Below are 17,649 nucleotides of genomic sequence, written 5' to 3'. Positions count from 1 at the left end.
AGCGGTTATCCTGTAAGCAACCAGGTTATCAATCTGTTCAGGTACGCTAAAAGAAATTTTCGCGCGTTCTTTTTAGTCAATTGTGAGCACTGAATGCACAGGCCTCCTGTCGGCGGGGTTTCCTTATCAGGCATATGGAATTTTAAATCGTGCACAAAAAAACAGACGGTGCTTCTTGAAGATTAGCTGGATCAAAGAAATACAAATTATAACGCTATAAACAGCGGTTTTATAAAACTGATCGGTTGCTTGCCTGAGCGAATCTATGCTTGATAGTACTCTTTTAATGGAACCGTATCGGAGAACATCAATGTTTAATTTTCAGAAAAAATAATGAAATATTGAACCCTGATGAATAACCCCACGGAATAACATAATGCAACAAGGGTTATGTACAGTTCACTGTCCGCACTTAAACATACGTGTGCAAGAAAATCTGCTTAAGGATTCGACAAAGCTTATTGACCTCCTTTCAATCAATTTTTCAATCCGCTGAGCAAAGAACTTTTAACGATAAGCCATTCATACTCTGGATCGAAATCCTGCGCTACGGCATTATCATTGAAGTCCTTGATCGGCATTGATTCTTGCCGATCTCTGAACTTATGGTTCTGAACTGACACGTAAATACAGGTAACAGTTATTCATGACTACTGACTCATCTCAAAAAAGCGCATGTACGCTTTATGGCATCAAAAATTGCGACACGATTAAAAAAGCGCGTCGCTGGCTGGAAAATAACCATATCGATTATCGTTTCCATGATTACCGTGCCGATGGCCTCGATGCTCAATTATTAGATACATTTATTAATGAGCTTGGCTGGGAATCGCTGCTCAATACCCGTGGCACCACCTGGCGTAAACTGGATGAAACCCTGCGCGCCAGCATCACAAACGCAGAGGCCGCCGCCGCACTGATGCTTGAAATGCCAGCAATGATTAAACGCCCATTGCTCTGCGCGCCCGGTAAGCCTATGCTGCTGGGTTTCAATGAATCCAGTTATGAGAAGTTTTTCAACGAGGTGTAGTGTATGTCGTGCCCGGTTATTGAGCTGACGCAACAGCTTATTCGTCGCCCTTCTCTCAGCCCCGATGATGCAGGATGTCAGGCGCTATTGATTGAGCGCCTGCGTGCTATCGGTTTTACCATTGAGCCGATGGATTTTGGCGACACGCAAAACTTCTGGGCATGGCGCGGTCAGGGCGAAACGCTGGCCTTCGCCGGTCATACCGATGTGGTTCCCGCGGGCGATGCCGACCGCTGGATCAACCCACCCTTTGAACCGACCATCCGCGACGGCATGCTGTTTGGCCGTGGCGCGGCAGACATGAAAGGTTCGTTGGCCGCAATGGTGGTCGCCGCCGAGCGTTTTGTCGCCCAGCATCCGCAGCATAGGGGCCGACTGGCATTTCTTATCACCTCTGATGAAGAGGCCAGCGCCACCAACGGTACGGTAAAAGTGGTCGAAGCGCTGATGGCGCGTAAGGAACGGCTGGATTACTGCCTGGTGGGCGAACCGTCCAGCACGGAAGTGGTGGGTGATGTGGTCAAAAATGGCCGTCGCGGCTCCCTGACCTGTAACCTGACCATTCACGGCGTGCAGGGCCATGTCGCTTACCCGCACCTGGCGGATAACCCGGTGCATCGCGCAGCGCCTATGCTCACCGAGCTGGTGGGTATTGAGTGGGATCGCGGCAACGATTACTTCCCGCCGACCAGTATGCAGATTGCGAATATTAAAGCCGGCACCGGCAGCAATAACGTTATTCCTGGCGATCTGTTTGTGCAGTTCAATTTTCGCTTCAGCACGGAGCTGACGGATGAGATGATCAAGGCGCAGGTCATCGCCCTGCTGGAGAAACACCAGCTGCGCTATACCATCGACTGGTGGCTGTCCGGGCAACCGTTTTTGACCGGGCGCGGTAAGCTGGTGGATGCGGTGGTGAATGCTATTGAGCACTATAATGAGATAAAACCGCAGCTGTTAACGACCGGCGGCACGTCCGATGGCCGTTTTATCGCGCGGATGGGCGCACAAGTGGTTGAACTCGGGCCGGTAAACGCCACGATTCATAAAATCAACGAATGCGTGAACGCGGCCGATTTGCAGCTTCTGGCCCGTATGTACCAACGTATTATGGAACAACTTATCGCCTGAGGGCCTGGAGGATTGCATGGAATGGCTGGCTAAATACTGGTGGATTCTGGTACTGGTGTTTTTACTCGGTGTACTGCTGAATGTAATAAAAGACCTTAAACGCGTCGATCATAAAAAGTTTCTTGCGAACAAGCCGGAACTACCGCCGCATCGTGATTTTAACGACAAGTGGGATGATGACGACGACTGGCCGAATAAAGACCAGCCGAAGAAGTAAGCGTTTCACCCCCGGCCGGGGGTGAACATCCTACAACAGCTCGATAATATCATCGTCTTTCGGCGTCCCGCCGCTTAACGGCTCATCGAAATAGTGCTTGGGTACGGTAAAGCGCAAATGGTTCAGCGCAATGTTCATGCTGCGCTCATCAATAGCGTGGCCCAAACCCTCCACGATATCTAAAGTGACGTCTCCACCGAGGCTCTGCAGCGCCTCCTGTGCGGCAACCGCCCAGGCAAGCTCGATAACCGGATCGTCGCCACCGTGGATCAGGTGGATGGTGTTGGCCGTGGTGGCCTGCTGCGGCAGGCTGGCGTAGCGGCCATTAAACGCAATCACTCTGGAGGCCAGGTCCGGCTGCGCTTTGATGCTCTCCAGCGCCATAATCGCCCCCTGAGAAAAACCAATAAGCGCTGTGGCCTGTGGGCCTAATCCGCTCTCTTTCTGCCAGTAACGGACGGTGTCGATAAACACCGGCATGATGGCATCCACGCGCTGCTGGCGATTCTCTTCCGTCACGCCCGCGACCGAAAACCACTGGCGCGCCGGTGCCGGGCCGCAGGCCTGTGCGCCGCCAACGCTCACAATCAACGCATCGGGAAATTGCGGCGCAAACCAACGTCCTGGCTCACCCATCGAGACCGGGTTATCGCCCACGCCATGAAACAGCAGCAGCAATTGTTTCGCCGGCGCTTGCGGGCTTTGCACAACAAAATGGTCATGTTTCATCGCGGTCTCCTTCATTTATTACGTGCAGTGTACGCCGGGGAGCAGGAATGACCATGCCATTTGGTTGAATGAGACAGTTAAAAAAATTGCAGCTTTCGCACCTGCTCTTTTAACGCCGCAGCGCGCGGAGCATCACACTGCGCTAACGCCTGCGCCGCTTCCGCGCGCTGTACGACCAGCAACGCTTTTCGCCCTGCAAGCGTAAGCCGCGCGCACAAAGCCTGCTCGCTTTCGCCCTCGGTAAGCTGCCCGCGCAGCGCGGGTAGCGGCAGGGAGCTTTGCAGCAGCAGGCGGCACAGCGCGCCCGTCGCTGCCGTCAGCGGACGATGGGCAAAAGCAAAACCACTCAGCTCCTGCCAGTCGTCATCATTAAGGGTAGTCGCCTGGATAGCAGGCAGCGGCAACTTTTCTTCGCGCCACGGCTCAAGCCAGGGCAAATCACGCGCCAGACGCCGCTGCTCACGCGCCGCCAGCGTGTGCCCGGCGTCGGTGAGCGGCAAAAGCGCCATCGCGGTGAAACAGCCGCTGCTCGCCTCCCGGTAGCTACCAAGACGCACCAGCACAAAGCCGCAACGTTGCCAGAAACGCCACAATACCGGGGTATACCCAAAGCTGACAGAGAGATAATCGAAACCTTCTGCCTGCGTGCAGGCGTGGGCGATCAGTTCGCTCCCCAGACCTTTACGCTGCAGGTGCGGGTGCACAGCAATACGCGTGATACGCAGCCCGCGCAAGGTCGGCGCCAGCGGACTTCCGCCGTGGGCCGCCAGCGATTGCGCCACCAGATTCCCGCGCGGGCGGCGATACCCCGCCCACACAGCCTGGCTGAGTGCTGGTGATAATCCACCCTCTTCCACCAGCCACAGCGCCGCGATAGCGGTTTCACCCTGCTGCGCCAGCCAGAAATGCTGGCCTGGCGCATCCATCATGCGGCGCAGATCAAGCGGAGAGGTACGGTAGTGCGCGCTCGAAAGTAGCCGATAGAGCGCGGCGGGCTTCGCGGGTTCTTCACGCCAGGCGTCTGCTGCCAGCGGCTGCACGGTTATCTCACCGTCCGGCGGCGCGCTCAGTGCGGCATCATCAAACAATAAAAGCGTGCTGATAAAACGCTCCAGCGGGCAGTTTTCCGCCCAGCGCAGCGGCGTGCTTAACGTGCGATGGCGTAAATGCGGGAAACCGGCGCAAAATTTCAGTAAAAATCCCTGCCCCGTTCCTTCGTAGCCCTGCACGGTCGTGGTCAGCAGCACATGGCTGAAGGCAGCGCTCAGCGCATGCAGCAGCGGGCCGGGAATGGCCGCTGCTTCATCAACGATCAGCCAGCCTGGCTGCGGGCCGTGTCGCTCAATATGCTGCAACAGCGCATCCGGGGCGCTGAATATAAAGCGCTGCCCGGCATACTGCGCGAGCACATCGGTAGCCGCACGCGTCGGCGCGCTCACCATGACAGTCTCGTTCAGGCGAGCGATATGCATCCCCGCCAGCGCCGACTTGCCGCGACCGCGCGCCGCCGTGACGACCATAACGCCTGGCGGCATCGTCTGAAGCTCATCAAGAATGCGTGCCTGCTCTTGCTGCGGCGCGCCGTTCGCCGGGTGCCATAGGGGTCGGGGGGGAAAATCAGGAAGGTTGAGCGGCTGCCCTTCGCGCCAGAGCACAGCGTGCGTATCGCAAAGCAGCGTGCGGCAGAAGTGGCGGACAAACACCGGCGTCGCAACCGGCGCAGGCGTATCGCTCCAGCGGCAGCTGTCTGCGTCGGGCTGTCGCGGCCATGCGGACAGCGCAGGCACCAGCAGTACTAACCAGCTCCCGGCTTTTAGCGTCCCGCCAAGTGCTGCAAACGCGGCGGCGTCGAAACCGCCGCGCGCGTCAAAAACCGCATGGTGAAACTCACGCCCAAGCAGGGTTGCCAGCGCGCGCGGCTGGCAGTGCAGCGGCCACGCGCTCTGCTCGCCGACCCACAGCCAGTCGCCAGGCAATGCCTCGCGTAAGGTGTTTGCCTGCGCCTCGCACCACGCAGACTGCCCGCTTATCACCAGCAGGCGGCGTATCCCTTCGCGCGCCATCTGCGCTGTTAATGCATGCATATCAGGCGTTACAGCCGCCCGGTGAAAGTATCACACTGCGCCGGATCGCCGCTGTCCATCCCGCGCTTAAACCAGCTATAGCGCTGGGCGGAGGTGCCGTGGGTAAAGCTTTCCGGGATGACCACGCCCTGGCCGCGCTGCTGCAAGCGGTCGTCGCCTATCGACTGGGCGGCGTTCAGCGCCTCTTCCAGATCGCCAGGCTCCAGCACGCCCTGCTGCTGCATGCTGTGCCCCCAGACGCCCGCATAGCAGTCGGCCTGAAGCTCCATGCGAACGGAGAGCGCATTGGCCTCTTTTTGCGTGGCGTTTTGCTGTAAACGACGGACTTTTGCCTCAGTGCCGAGCAGTTTCTGCACATGGTGACCCACTTCGTGGGCGATAACATAGCCCTGGGCGAAATCACCGTCCGCGCCGAGTTTGCTTTTCATTTCATCGTAAAAGGAGAGATCGATATAGACGCGGTTGTCGGCCGGGCAATAGAACGGCCCCATAATTGACTGCCCGGTGCCGCACCCGGTGCTGGTACGGTTGCGGTACATCACCAGTTTCGGCTGCGGATACTGCTGGCCATTTTTTTCGAAAATTTGCCCCCAGGTATCTTCCGTTGTAGCAAAGATTACGCTGGTAAAACGTGCGGCTTCATCTTCCTGCGGGCTAATGGTGCGCTGCTGTTGTGCGGGCGCATTGACAGGCTCGCCGGTCAGCAGACCGGTTAAATCGACGCCGTAATAGCTTGCCACCATCACCAGACACAACAGCACTAACCCGCCTTTGCCGCCCGGCAGGCGAAACCCTGGCCCGCGCATTGACGGACCACCCGACTGATCGCGTCGGTCTTCAATATTGTTACTTTCTCGACGCCCTTGCCAGCGCATAACGACCTCAATATGCTAAAAATAATACTCTATATATTAGCTCAGGCGCCGGGGGAATAACTACTCCAGGGAAAGAGGCGAGATCCAGAGGATGCAGGCACCCTCTGGAGAGAGGCAGGATCAGTCCAGCTTAACGCCCAGGCGATGCGCCACCGCTTCATAGGCTTCAATCACACCGCCCAGACTCTGGCGGAAACGGTCTTTGTCCATTTTGTCCAGCGTTTCTTTGTCCCACAAGCGGCTGCCGTCCGGGGAGAATTCGTCGCCCAGTACCACTTCGCCTTTGTACAGGCCGAACTCCAGTTTGAAATCCACGAGGATCAGGCCCGCATCATCAAACAGTTTTTTCAGCACGTCGTTAGCTTTGTAAGTCAGCTCCTTCATGCGCGCCAGGTTCTCTTTGCTCACCCAGCCGAAGGTTTCGCAGTAGGAATCGTTGACCATCGGGTCGTGCATCGCATCGTTTTTCAAAAACAGGTCGAACAGCGGCGGGGAGAGTTCAATCCCCTCTTCGATCCCTAAGCGTTTTACCAGCGATCCTGCGGCGCGGTTACGGATAACGCACTCGACCGGCACCATCTCCAGCTTTTTGACCAGGCATTCGGTATCCGAAAGCAGCGCTTCCATCTGCGTCGGGATGCCTGCTTCTTCCAGTTTAGTCATAATGAAATGGTTAAATTTATTGTTCACCATGCCTTTACGATCGAACTGCTCAATGCGTGCGCCATCCCCTGCTGACGTATCATTGCGGAACTCAAGCACCAACAGGTCCGGGTTTTCCGTACTGTATACGGTTTTTGCTTTGCCACGATACAACTCAGCTTGCTTTTGCATCTTTCACTCCAGATTTCATGTTTTTCGCTATTCTATGCCGACGCACACGTTTGCGTCACGGAAATTAAAAAGGGCCGGAGAGATCCGGCCCTGATTTTACTGGTTAAACGCGGCCTGGAAGGCGGCGACCAGCGCGTCGTTCTGCGACTGTGTCAGCGTATGGCCTTTCGGGTCGATAAATTGCAGGCTGCTGCGGTTGTCTAAATCACCGACCTGCAATTTGTAATCGCCGGAAGCGAGACCCGGATCGCGCGCGCCCAGCTCCTGCCAGCGGCTGTCAGACAGCGGTTTATAGGTCACCGACATGCTACCGGTAGAGCGGGTGCTGTCGGTCACTTTCATGCCGACTTTCTCCAGCACGCCCGGCAGGCGCTGCCACACTACGTTAAACGGCCCGCGCACCACCAGCATCGGCAGACCGGTATCGTCCGCGCCGCTTTGCACATCAAGCGTGGTGACGCTGCGATTCTGCGCGGCGTTTTGCGCATCGGTCGCGGTTTTATCAAGACCCGCGGAGATAACGTTCAGCATTTCGGCGCTGTAACGCTGCAATGAGGCGGCATCCGCCACCGGTTTGCCCGCCTGCTCAAGGTTGACCAGTTTCACCATCACCGCCTGCTGATAGCCCTGCGGTTTAACGGAGATTTGATAACGCCCGCGATACTGCTCGTCTTCGTCCAGACGGTTCCATTCCACCCAGTCAGTGGTCAGGGTCTGAGCGGCATCGTCACGTTTGTCGATAGTGTAATTCTTCGCCTGCAACACGCTGACAACCTGCGGCCACAGCGCGTTGTTGCGCCCGTTTTCCACCATCAGCGTCGCGGTATCACCGGTAAACTGGGTGCGTGCGCCGGTCACCAGCGCCAGCGGCTGTGCCGGTGGGCGAATATCAAGCTGTTTGCCAACCGCGCCGCTGCCCTGGGTAACAGGGATGTTGTAATCGCCGTTTTCCACCGGCAGAATCAGCCCGGCAGGTGCATGAAGTTCAGCAAGCGGTGCGGCATCCAGATAGGACTCGTCTCCGCTAACCTGACGCTTGTAACGTGAATCTGAACTACAGGCGGCGAGCAACATCACAAGTGAAACACTCGCTACCTTCGCCAGGCGCGACTTCTGTACTGAGTAAGCCATCAAATCTCCCTAAACTTTACAGCAAACCGGCATGCTTAAGCGCACTGCGAACAACATCACGACCGTGGTCGGTGATAGGCGTCATCGGCAGGCGCAGCGTATCGGTCGCTACAAGCCCCAACTCCTTGCATGCCCATTTAACCGGGATGGGATTGGGTTCGACAAATAGTTTGTTGTGTAACGGCATCAGACGCTGGTTGATTACGCGCGCCCTGGCAAACTGCCCTTCGGCTGCCAGTTTGCACATGTCGGCCATGTCACGCGCTGCAACGTTCGTGGTCACGGAAATAACGCCGTGGCCGCCAAGCTGCATAAAGTCCAGCGCAGTGGCATCGTCGCCGCTGAGCAGGATAAAGTCATCTGAAACCAGCTCTTTGATCTGGTGAACGCGACTTAAGTTCCCTGTGGCTTCTTTAATTGCGACAATATTTTTCACTTGCGCCAGGCGACCCACGGTTTCGGGCAGCATATCGCAACCGGTGCGCGAAGGCACATTATACAGAATTTGCGGCAGGTCAGTATGCTCGGCAATGGCTTTAAAATGCTGGAACAGCCCTTCCTGGGTCGGGCGATTGTAATAAGGCGTTACGGTGAGGCAGCCCACGACGCCGCTGTTGTTGAAACGCTGCGTCAGGCTGATGGCCTCCGAGGTAGCATTGGCCCCGGTACCGGCAATCACAGGGATGCGGCCATCGGCCAGCTCAACCGTCATCATCACCACCTCAGCATGTTCGTCATGGCTGAGCGTGGCGGACTCGCCGGTCGTCCCTACCGACACAATCGCCGAGGTTCCATTGGCGACATGATAATCAATCAGTTTTTTCAGGCTTGAGCGGCAGACTTTACCTTGCGAATCCATCGGCGTGACAAGCGCGACAATACTTCCCGTGAACATGGGCCATCCTCTGTGCAAACAAGATTCTCAATGGTACGTGCGGTGCCGTAAGAAAAGCAAGAGAGCTGAGTCTCTCTGGCGGTTGTATGCCGGTTTTTTTTATGCTTTCCTTATGATTACCTCATGATTGACAGGAAGCACAGGTTTGACAACCTCATCACAACAATTTTTGGTTATCACTGCGCTGGGGGCCGACAGGCCAGGCATCGTGAACACAATTACGCGTCACGTCAGCAGTTGCGGCTGTAATATTGAAGACAGCCGACTGGCAATGCTCGGTGAAGAGTTCACGTTTATTATGCTGCTTTCCGGGTCGTGGAATGCTATTACGCTTATCGAATCCACCTTGCCGCTCAAAGGCGCCGAGCTGGATTTGCTGATCGTAATGAAACGGACCGCCGCCCGCCCGCGTCCTGATACGCCATCCACCGTATGGGTGCAGGTTGAAGTACCTGATTCACCGCATTTGATAGAGCGTTTTACCGCGCTGTTTGATGCACACGAGATGAATATTGCCGAACTGGTATCCCGCACGCAGCCTGGAAAACAGGACGATACACCGCAGCTTTTTATTCAGATTACCGCTCATAGTCCTGCGTCCCTGGACGCATCAACGATTGACCAGGCATTCAAAGTGCTATGTACAGAATTGAATGCGCAAGGCAGTATAAATATCGTCAATTATTCACAGCATGATGAACAGGATGGAGTTAATTAATGAATCCACTGAAAGCCGGTGATATCGCACCGAAATTTAGCTTGCCCGATCAAGACGGTGAACAAGTAAATTTGACCGACTTCCAGGGACAGCGCGTTCTGGTCTATTTCTACCCGAAAGCTATGACACCAGGCTGTACTGTCCAGGCCTGCGGCCTGCGCGATAACATGGACGAGTTAAAAAAAGCAGGCGTTGAAGTGCTGGGTATCAGCACCGATAAGCCGGAAAAACTCTCTCGTTTCGCCGAAAAAGAGCTGCTTAACTTTACGCTGCTGTCGGATGAAAACCATCAGGTCAGCGAACAATTTGGCGTCTGGGGTGAAAAAACCTTTATGGGTAAAACCTACGACGGCATCCACCGCATCAGTTTCCTGATTGATGAAAACGGCAAAATCATGCATGTATTTGATGATTTTAAGACCAGTAATCACCACGACATTGTCATTAACTGGTTAAAAGAAAACGTCTGATCGTTGACGTTTCGTCCTGCGGGCGACCCGGCAGGGTACGCCCCGATGTTTTTTGCGGCCTAAAATTTGACGTTCGTCACACTTTTCCCTCCCTGCCCGACACATCTGCCGATGGGTTAATTTTTAACCCTATCACACCATCACTTTTGTCTTTTTCTGACGAACAAATTCATCAAACCCATCAAAAACAATAAGTTATAAATCTGGCACACCTTGTGCTTATGCAGGCGTAACGTTTTGCCTTCATTGACAGGGAGCCAGTATGAATCGTTTTGTGATGGCCGATCCCGAGTGGTGTATAGGGTGCAACACCTGCCTTGCCGCTTGTTCGGACGTGCATAAAACACAGGGTCTTGTGCCGCATCCCCGGCTGACACTGGTGCGCACAAAAAGCAAAACCGCGCCGGTGCTGTGCCGCCACTGCGATGATGCGCCGTGCAAACAGGTGTGTCCGGTGAATGCTATCTCCCTGCGCGATGATGCGGTTTATCTTAACGAAAGCCTGTGCATTGGCTGCAAGCTTTGTGGCCTGGTCTGCCCGTTCGGTGCAATCACTCCCGCCGGAAGCCGTCCGGTAAATGCACCGGCCAGCTATGAATACGCGGTGGCGGAAGAACAGCTGCGCGATGTGCCCGGCAGTGCGCAAACCGACCCGCCTTTTCTGCGCTGGAACGCGGGCATCCAGACCGTGGCGGTGAAGTGCGATCTTTGCCACTTTCTGGCGCAAGGCCCCGCCTGCGTGCGCGCCTGCCCGACCAACGCCCTGCATCTGCTTACGCCAGCCTCGCTTAATCAACAGTTAAAAACGCGACGGGCGCTGACCGCAGCAGATTTGACTCTCCCTGCCAATCCGCCGGAGCAACTCTAATGGATGCACTGCAATTATTGATGTGGTCAATTCTCATCTACGCCATTGGCGCGCTCGCATCCTTACTGCTGGCGCGCCATGAAACACTCGCCATCAAAGCAGCGGGGGTCAGCGCGATGCTCGGCGGCGCGCTGGGTATCGCCAGCGCCCTGATTGCGCTGCGCAGCGCCAGAGTCTACGTCTGGCAAACGCTGACGCCTTTCGATTTTGCGCATTTTATTGTCCGTCTTGATGGCTTAAGCGCCTTTATGCTGCTGGTGATTTCCCTGCTGGTGACGCTGTGCGGTCTCTATTCGCTCGCCTACGTGCGTGAATACCTGGGCAAAGGCGCGGGCGCGATGGGTTTTTTTATGAACTTGTTTATCGCCTCGATGGCGGGCCTGGTGGTGATGGACAACGCGTTCTGGTTTATCGTGCTGTTTGAGATGATGTCGCTTGCCTCGTGGTTTCTCGTCATTACCGACCAGGACCGGGAGTCCATCCAGGCCGGGCTGCTCTATTTCTTTATTGCCCACGCCGGTTCTGTGCTGATTATGATTGCCTTCTTTTTGCTCTGGCGGCAGAGCGGCAGCCTGGATTTCGCCAGCTTTCGCGCGCTCAGTCTTGAGAGCGGGCGCGCATCGGCGGTGTTTTTGCTGGCGTTTATTGGTTTTGGTGCCAAAGCCGGGATGCTGCCGCTGCATAGCTGGCTGCCACGCGCGCACCCCGCCGCACCCTCTCATGCCTCGGCGCTGATGTCCGGCGTGATGGTGAAAATCGGTATCTTCGGCATTCTGAAAGTCGGCCTCGACTTGCTGGCCGGTAGCGGTATTCCTCTGTGGTGGGGCGTGGTGGTGCTGGCTTTTGGCGCGGTGTCTGCGGTGCTCGGCGTGCTCTATGCGCTGGCGGAGCATGATATCAAGCGGCTGCTGGCGTGGCACACGGTGGAGAACATCGGCATCATTTTGATGGGCGTGGGCGTCGGCATGGCGGGCATTGCGCTGCACCAGCCCTCGATAGCCGCCGTCGGGCTGGTGGGCGCGCTGTTTCATCTGATAAACCATGCGCTGTTCAAAGGGCTGCTGTTTCTGGGCGCGGGGGCCGTTATCTCCCGCGTGCATACGCGGGATATGGAACATATGGGCGCGCTGGCTAAACGTATGCCGTGGACGGCAGGCGCGTTTCTTGTCGGCTGCCTGGCCATTTCCGCCCTGCCGCCGCTCAACGGGTTTATCAGCGAGTGGTATACCTACCAGGCGCTGTTTAGCCTGACGCAAATCGATTCGATGGTGGTCAGGCTTGCCGGGCCGCTGGCTATCGTGATGCTGGCAATCACCGGCGCACTGGCCGCGATGTGTTTTGTCAAAGTCTATGGCGTCAGCTTTTGCGGCAACGCGCGCAGTGAACAGGCGGATAAAGCGCGGGAAGTTCCCTGGCCGATGGTCTGCGCCATGCTGGTGCTGGCGCTGTTATGTGTTGTGTTTGGCGCTGGCGCAAGCGTCATCGCGCCGCATCTGTTACAGGTGGCGCTGTCGCTTACCCCGCCGGCAACGCTTGCTGTCGCCCAGGGCATCACGCTCGTGCCCGGCGAAGCGCACCAGGCCGTACTCACACCCTCGACTCTCTTTTTGTTGCTGCTCGCCCTGCCGCTGCTGCCGGGCGTGGTGTGGTATTGCCACCGCCAGACGCGCGGCGCGTTTCGCCGCCAGGGTGATGCCTGGGCCTGTGGTTATGCCTGGGAGAAAGGTATGTCGCCCTCGGCGGGTAGCTTCACTCAGCCGCTGCGCGTGCTGTTTGGCCCGCTGTATCAGTTGCGCCAGCGCCTTGACCCGGCACCGCCGTTGCAACAGAGCCTCGGCGGCATCACGCGCGTTGCCCGTCGCAGCGAACCTTTCTGGGACGAGCGGCTGATCCTACCTCTGGTTCAGGCTATCCGGCGCATCGCGCGTGTCGTGCAGTTACTGCAAGGCGGCGATTTTCGCCTCTACTGCCTGTATGTGATTGCCGCGCTGGTTACCCTGCTTCTGTGCATCGCGTTATAAGGAGAGACGAGATGGTTTTGCAATCGTGGTCGCAGGCGGTGTTCGCCCTTTGCCAGGCGGTGCTGCTGCTGGCATTGACGCCGCTTTTTACCGGACTTTCGCGCCAGATCCGTGCGCGCATGCACTCCCGGCGCGGGCCGGGCATCTTGCAGGATTACCGTGACCTGCAAAAGCTGCTCAAGCGCCAGTCCGTCGCGCCCGCGTCTTCCGGGCTGATGTTTCGCCTGATGCCCTGGGTGTTGTTAAGCAGCATGTTGCTGGTGGCGATGACTCTGCCGCTGTTTGTGCGCGCATCGCCCTTTGCCGGTGCGGGCGATCTCATCACCCTTATCTATTTGTTTGCGCTGTTTCGCTTCTTTTTTGCCCTCTCTGGCCTGGATACCGGCAGTCCTTTCGCCGGGCTGGGCGCCAGCCGCGAGCTGACGCTGGGCATTCTGGTGGAACCGATGCTGATCCTCTCGTTGCTGGTGCTGGCGCTGCTGGCGGGTTCAACCAATATCAGCACCATCAGCGCCACGCTTGCCAGCGGCTGGCTCTCGCCGGTGGCGACGTTGCTGGCGTTTTTAGCCTGCGGTTTCACCTGTTTTATTGAGATGGGAAAAATCCCTTTCGATGTGGCCGAAGCCGAGCAGGAGTTGCAGGAAGGGCCGCTAACCGAATATGCCGGCGCAGGGCTGGCGCTGGTGAAATGGGGCGTGGGGCTCAAACAGGTGGTGATGGCTTCGCTGTTTGTTGCGCTGTTTTTCCCGTTCGGTAATGCCGAAAGCCTCACTCCTGGCGCGCTGATACTGGCGCTGTTCTTGACGCTTTTGAAATTACTGGTGGTGTTTACGCTTGCCTCGATAACGGAAAACGCGCTGGCACGCGGGCGTTTTTTACTGACGCACCACCTTACCTGGCTCGGCTTTAGTCTGGCTGCGCTGTCATATGTTCTCTGGTTAACCGGTTTGTAAGGACACAAAACGATGGAAACTTTAGCTCTGGGCACGCTGCTGCTGCCTTTTGTCGGCGCGCTGGTCGTCTCGCTGGCACCCCGGCGAAGCGCGCCACAACTCGCCACCGCCTTCGCGCTGCTGGCGACGGTCGCGGCGATGTCGCTGGCGATAAGCTTTTACGGCGGCGGGGATGAAAGCATTGAACTGCCCCTGATGGCGGCGGGTAATGTGGCGCTGTTTGGTCTTCTGCTGGACAAAATCGGCCTGCTTATCCTGTTTGCGGTGGTGTTCCTCGGCCTGCTGGTGGTCTATTACTCCACCGGCTATCTCACGCGCGCTAACCGTGAGCATCCGCATGAGGGCAGCAACCGCTACTACGCTTTTTTGCTGATTTTTATCGGTGCCATGACGGGCCTGGTGCTCTCTTCCACGCTGCTTGGGCAACTGCTCTTTTTTGAAATCACCGGCGGGTGCTCGTGGGCGCTGATTAGCTACTACCAGAGCGAAAAGTCGCAGCGCGCGGCGATGAAAGCCTTGCTGATAACCCATGTCGCGTCTCTGGGCCTTTACCTGGCGGCTGCCACGCTGTTTCTCTATACCGGCACCTTTGCGCTCACCGCTATCAGCCAGCTCGAAGGCGCGCCGGTGTATCTGGTCTATGGCGGCATCCTGTTCGCCGCCTGGGGGAAATCTGCCCAGTTGCCGCTACAGGCCTGGCTGCCGGACGCGATGGAAGCGCCCACACCGGTAAGTGCGTACTTACACGCAGCCTCGATGGTAAAAGTGGGCGTCTACATTTTTGCCAGAGCGATTGCCGAAGGCGGCGCAGTCCCACACGAAATCGGCTGGGTGGGCGTGACGATGGCGATGCTGACCATGATCTACGGTTTTTTAATGTATCTGCCGCAAAACGATATGAAGCGCCTGCTGGCCTGGTCAACCATTTCGCAGCTGGCGTGGATTTTCCTTGCGCTCTCGCTCTCTACCTTCGGCTCGCCGCTGGCCTTCAAAGCCGGGATTATTTATATCTTCAACCACGCGTTTGCCAAGAGCCTGTTCTTCCTGGTGGCTGGCGCGCTGAGCTATAGCTGCGGCACGCGTTTGCTGCCGCGCCTGCATGGCGTGATGCACACCCTGCCGCTGGTGGGTATCGGTTTTTGCGTGGCGGCGCTGGCTATCACCGGCGTACCGCCCTTTAACGGTTTCTTCAGTAAATTTCCCCTCTTCGCTGCGGGTTTTGCCCTGTCCAATATACATCCGGTGTTGTTTGTGGTGATGGTGCTGGCGCTGCTGGAATCCGTCGCCAGTTTTGGCTGGTTTATCTACTGGTTCGGGCGCGTGGTGCCGGGAGAGCCCAGTGAAGAGGTGGCTACCGCCGCCCCGCTGCCTTACGCCATGAAGGTGGTGCTGGTGGTTCTGGTGGTGATGTCGCTGGCTTCCAGCCTCATTGCTGCGCTTTGGCTTGGATAAGGAGTCGCTATGACGGGAACACTGCTCGTCAACAACCTGGCGGGGTTGATGATGTTTACTTCACTGCTGGTGATTTGCGCCAGACGTTACACCGCCTCCTGCTGGTTATACGCGCTGCAATCGCTGGTGCTGGTGTCGATTTTTTTCACCCTGTCGCAACTTTTGCAGGCGCAGCAACTGCTGTGGTGGTCGCTCAGCGCGTTTTTCACCAAAGTGCTGCTGGTGCCGCTGATCATGGGTTTTGCGTTTCGCAAGATGGTTCCGCAAGGCGAGAGCAGCGGGCTGTTTGGCCCCGCCACGCTGGTGCTACTGGCTTCCGGTATCGTGCTGCTGTGCTGGTTTGTGGTGCGCCCGGTGCAGCTGCCGATGGTCGCGCAGCTTAAACCGGCGCTGGCCGTGGCGCTCGGTCATTTCCTGTTGGGTCTGCTGTGTATCGTCAGCCAGCGCAATATTTTGCGCCAGGTGTTCGGCTACTGCCTGATGGAAAACGGCTCCCACCTGGTGCTGGCGCTGCTGGCCTGGCGCGCGCCGGAACTGGTTGAGATAGGGATTGCCAGCGACGCGATTTTTGCCGTGATTGTGATGGTGCTGCTGGCAAGAAAAATCTGGCGCACGCACGGCACGCTGGATGTGAATAACCTGACGGCGCTGAAGGGGTAATACGATGAGCCACGCTTTGTTGTTCACGCTGCTGCTGTTAACCCCGCTGGTCATCTGCGCCCTGTGCTTTGCCTGCCGTTTTTGCGGGGCATATGCCGAAAAAGGCGTAACGATAGTCCATTGTTTAGGCATCACGCTGCTGCTGTTGCTCGCGCTGCTTACGGTCAATGAGGCCATGCACGAACAGGAGATCTTCGCCGCCCAACGCTGGTTGCATATCGACAGCCTTAGCGGTCTGTTTCTTGCTCTGCTCGGTATTATCGCGTTTCTGACCGGGCTGTACTCCATCGGCTATATGCGCCACGAAGTGGAACATGGCGAGATAAGCGTGGCGACGCTCTGTTATTACTACGGTTTTTTCCACCTGTTTCTGTTCACCATGCTGCTGGTGGTAACCAGTAATAACCTGATTGTGATGTGGGCAGCCATCGAAGCAACCACGCTAAGCTCTGCCTTTTTGGTGGGCATTTACGGTCAGCGCTCCTCGCTGGAAGCCGCGTGGAAATACATCATTATCTGTACCGTCGGCGTGGCATTTGGCCTGTTTGGCACGGTACTGGTGTACGCCAACGCCGCCAGCTTTATGGCGCAGCCTGACCATGCGATTTTCTGGACGGAGGTGTTAAAAGAAGCGCGCATGCTGGACCCGACGCTGATGGTGCTGGCGTTTGTGTTTGTGCTGATTGGTTTTGGTACCAAGACCGGGCTGTTTCCCATGCACGCCTGGCTGCCGGACGCGCACAGCGAAGCCCCAAGCCCGGTGAGCGCCCTGCTGTCGGCGGTGCTGCTGAACTGCGCCCTGCTGGTGCTTATCCGCTACTACATCATTATTTGCCACGCCATCGGCGAGCATTTCCCGAACATGCTGCTGCTCATCTTCGGCATGCTCTCGGTGGCGGTCGCTGCGTTCTTTATCCTGGTGCAGCAAGATATGAAGCGCCTTCTGGCTTACTCCAGCGTGGAGAATATGGGGCTGGTGGCGGTGGCGCTGGGGATCGGCGGCCCGCTGGGAATTCTCGCCGCGCTTTTGCATACGCTTAACCATAGCCTGGCGAAAACCCTGCTGTTTTGCGGCTCCGGCAATGTGCTGTTGAAGTACGGCACCCGCAACCTGGATGTGATATGCGGCATGCTAAAAGTGATGCCGCTGACCGCCGTGCTGCTTGGCGCGGGCGCGCTGGCACTCGGCGGAATGCCGCCGTTTAACATTTTCCTTAGCGAATTTATGACCGTCACCGCAGGCCTTGCGGCAGAACATCTGTTCATTACCCTGGTGCTGTTACTGCTGCTGACGCTGGTACTCGGCGGGCTGGTACGCATGGTCGCCAGAGCGCTGTTCGCCGCCCCGCCGCCGCAGGTGGCAAGTGGGGAGCTGAGCTGGCTGACCACCGCGCCAATGGTGATTCTACTGGTGATGATGCTACTGATGGGCACCCATATTCCTGCGCCAGTCAGCAACTTACTGGCTAACGCCTCGGCCATCGTGCTCTCCGGCAGCGATGAGTCATCCACCCAATTTAGCTGGCTGTGGGCAACGCTTGATACCACCGCAGCCTCGTCGCCTGTGAAGGGAGAGTGATC

17 protein-coding genes are annotated in these 17,649 nt (G+C 57.1%); 11 read left to right on the top strand and 6 right to left on the bottom strand.

Going from position 1 to position 17,649, the window contains the following annotated elements:
* Positions 1-646: 646 nt before the first annotated feature.
* Genes ACTU3N_RS11570 through ACTU3N_RS11560 form a run of 3 tightly spaced genes read left to right on the top strand, consistent with a single transcriptional unit; the run spans position 647 to position 2,378 of the window.
* On the top strand, positions 647-1,030 hold the full coding sequence (locus ACTU3N_RS11570; RefSeq protein WP_443086281.1) for an ArsC family reductase: 384 nt from the start codon (positions 647-649) through the stop codon (positions 1,028-1,030).
* Positions 1,031-1,033: 3 nt separating this feature from the next.
* The gene (gene dapE / locus ACTU3N_RS11565; protein ID WP_443086280.1) at positions 1,034-2,161 is read left to right on the top strand and encodes a succinyl-diaminopimelate desuccinylase; all 1,128 of its coding nucleotides are present in this window, start codon (positions 1,034-1,036) and stop codon (positions 2,159-2,161) included.
* Between the two features lie 16 nt (positions 2,162-2,177).
* Entirely contained in the window at positions 2,178-2,378 is a 201-nt protein-coding gene (locus ACTU3N_RS11560; RefSeq protein ID WP_443086279.1) for a YpfN family protein, read from the top strand.
* Between the two features lie 30 nt (positions 2,379-2,408).
* On the opposite strand, the gene ypfH is transcribed toward ACTU3N_RS11560, so the two are convergent.
* The 6 genes from ypfH to dapA form a co-directional block, all read right to left on the bottom strand.
* Positions 2,409-3,107, bottom strand: a complete 699-nt coding sequence (ypfH, locus tag ACTU3N_RS11555; protein ID WP_443086278.1) for an esterase — start codon at positions 3,105-3,107, stop codon at positions 2,409-2,411.
* Positions 3,108-3,184: 77 nt separating this feature from the next.
* A complete protein-coding gene (locus ACTU3N_RS11550) occupies positions 3,185-5,191 on the bottom strand; it encodes a tRNA(Met) cytidine acetyltransferase TmcA (RefSeq protein WP_443086277.1) in 2,007 nt (668 codons plus the stop codon).
* An 8-nt stretch (positions 5,192-5,199) separates the two neighbouring features.
* A complete protein-coding gene (gene ypfJ, locus ACTU3N_RS11545; protein WP_443086276.1) occupies positions 5,200-6,066 on the bottom strand; it encodes a KPN_02809 family neutral zinc metallopeptidase in 867 nt (288 codons plus the stop codon).
* A 120-nt stretch (positions 6,067-6,186) separates the two neighbouring features.
* A complete protein-coding gene (purC, locus tag ACTU3N_RS11540) occupies positions 6,187-6,900 on the bottom strand; it encodes a phosphoribosylaminoimidazolesuccinocarboxamide synthase (RefSeq protein ID WP_443086275.1) in 714 nt (237 codons plus the stop codon).
* A gap of 96 nt (positions 6,901-6,996) precedes the next feature.
* Positions 6,997-8,031 carry an outer membrane protein assembly factor BamC gene (bamC, locus tag ACTU3N_RS11535; protein WP_443086274.1) on the bottom strand — a complete coding sequence of 345 codons (1,035 nt, stop codon included), beginning with the start codon at positions 8,029-8,031 and terminating at the stop codon, positions 6,997-6,999.
* Positions 8,032-8,047: 16 nt separating this feature from the next.
* Positions 8,048-8,926: a 4-hydroxy-tetrahydrodipicolinate synthase gene (gene dapA / locus ACTU3N_RS11530; RefSeq protein ID WP_443086273.1), complete on the bottom strand. Its 879-nt coding sequence runs from the start codon at positions 8,924-8,926 to the stop codon at positions 8,048-8,050.
* Positions 8,927-9,071: 145 nt separating this feature from the next.
* Between dapA and ACTU3N_RS11525 the strand changes: the two genes are divergently transcribed.
* The 8 genes from ACTU3N_RS11525 to ACTU3N_RS11490 all read left to right on the top strand — a co-directional run bounded on the left by ACTU3N_RS11525 (position 9,072) and on the right by ACTU3N_RS11490 (position 17,647).
* Complete coding sequence (locus ACTU3N_RS11525; protein WP_443086272.1) at positions 9,072-9,644, top strand: glycine cleavage system transcriptional repressor; 573 nt, start codon at positions 9,072-9,074, stop codon at positions 9,642-9,644.
* A complete protein-coding gene (gene bcp / locus ACTU3N_RS11520; RefSeq protein ID WP_443086271.1) occupies positions 9,644-10,114 on the top strand; it encodes a thioredoxin-dependent thiol peroxidase in 471 nt (156 codons plus the stop codon). Before ACTU3N_RS11525 ends, bcp begins: the two co-directional genes overlap by 1 nt.
* Positions 10,115-10,376: 262 nt before the next feature.
* Positions 10,377-10,982: a 4Fe-4S dicluster domain-containing protein gene (locus tag ACTU3N_RS11515; RefSeq protein WP_443086270.1), complete on the top strand. Its 606-nt coding sequence runs from the start codon at positions 10,377-10,379 to the stop codon at positions 10,980-10,982.
* Positions 10,982-13,003 (top strand): hydrogenase 4 subunit B, encoded by a 2,022-nt coding sequence (gene hyfB / locus ACTU3N_RS11510; protein ID WP_443086269.1) that lies wholly within the window; start codon positions 10,982-10,984, stop codon positions 13,001-13,003. Before ACTU3N_RS11515 ends, hyfB begins: the two co-directional genes overlap by 1 nt.
* Positions 13,004-13,014: 11 nt before the next feature.
* Positions 13,015-13,956, top strand: coding sequence for a respiratory chain complex I subunit 1 family protein (locus tag ACTU3N_RS11505; RefSeq protein ID WP_443086268.1), 942 nt, complete (start codon positions 13,015-13,017; stop codon positions 13,954-13,956).
* Between the two features lie 12 nt (positions 13,957-13,968).
* Entirely contained in the window at positions 13,969-15,408 is a 1,440-nt protein-coding gene (locus ACTU3N_RS11500) for a hydrogenase 4 subunit D (protein WP_443086267.1), read from the top strand.
* 9 nt (positions 15,409-15,417) lie between these two features.
* On the top strand, positions 15,418-16,068 hold the full coding sequence (gene hyfE, locus ACTU3N_RS11495) for a hydrogenase 4 membrane subunit (protein WP_443086266.1): 651 nt from the start codon (positions 15,418-15,420) through the stop codon (positions 16,066-16,068).
* A gap of 4 nt (positions 16,069-16,072) precedes the next feature.
* Positions 16,073-17,647: a hydrogenase 4 subunit F gene (locus ACTU3N_RS11490; protein ID WP_443086265.1), complete on the top strand. Its 1,575-nt coding sequence runs from the start codon at positions 16,073-16,075 to the stop codon at positions 17,645-17,647.
* Positions 17,648-17,649 lie beyond the last annotated feature (2 nt).

It is taken from the genome of Vagococcus sp. WN89Y (assembly GCF_052220145.1).
Classification (GTDB): domain Bacteria; phylum Pseudomonadota; class Gammaproteobacteria; order Enterobacterales; family Enterobacteriaceae; genus Kosakonia.
The sequence above is the reverse complement of the archived record's forward strand: the minus strand, read 5'-3'. Positions and strand labels throughout refer to the sequence as shown.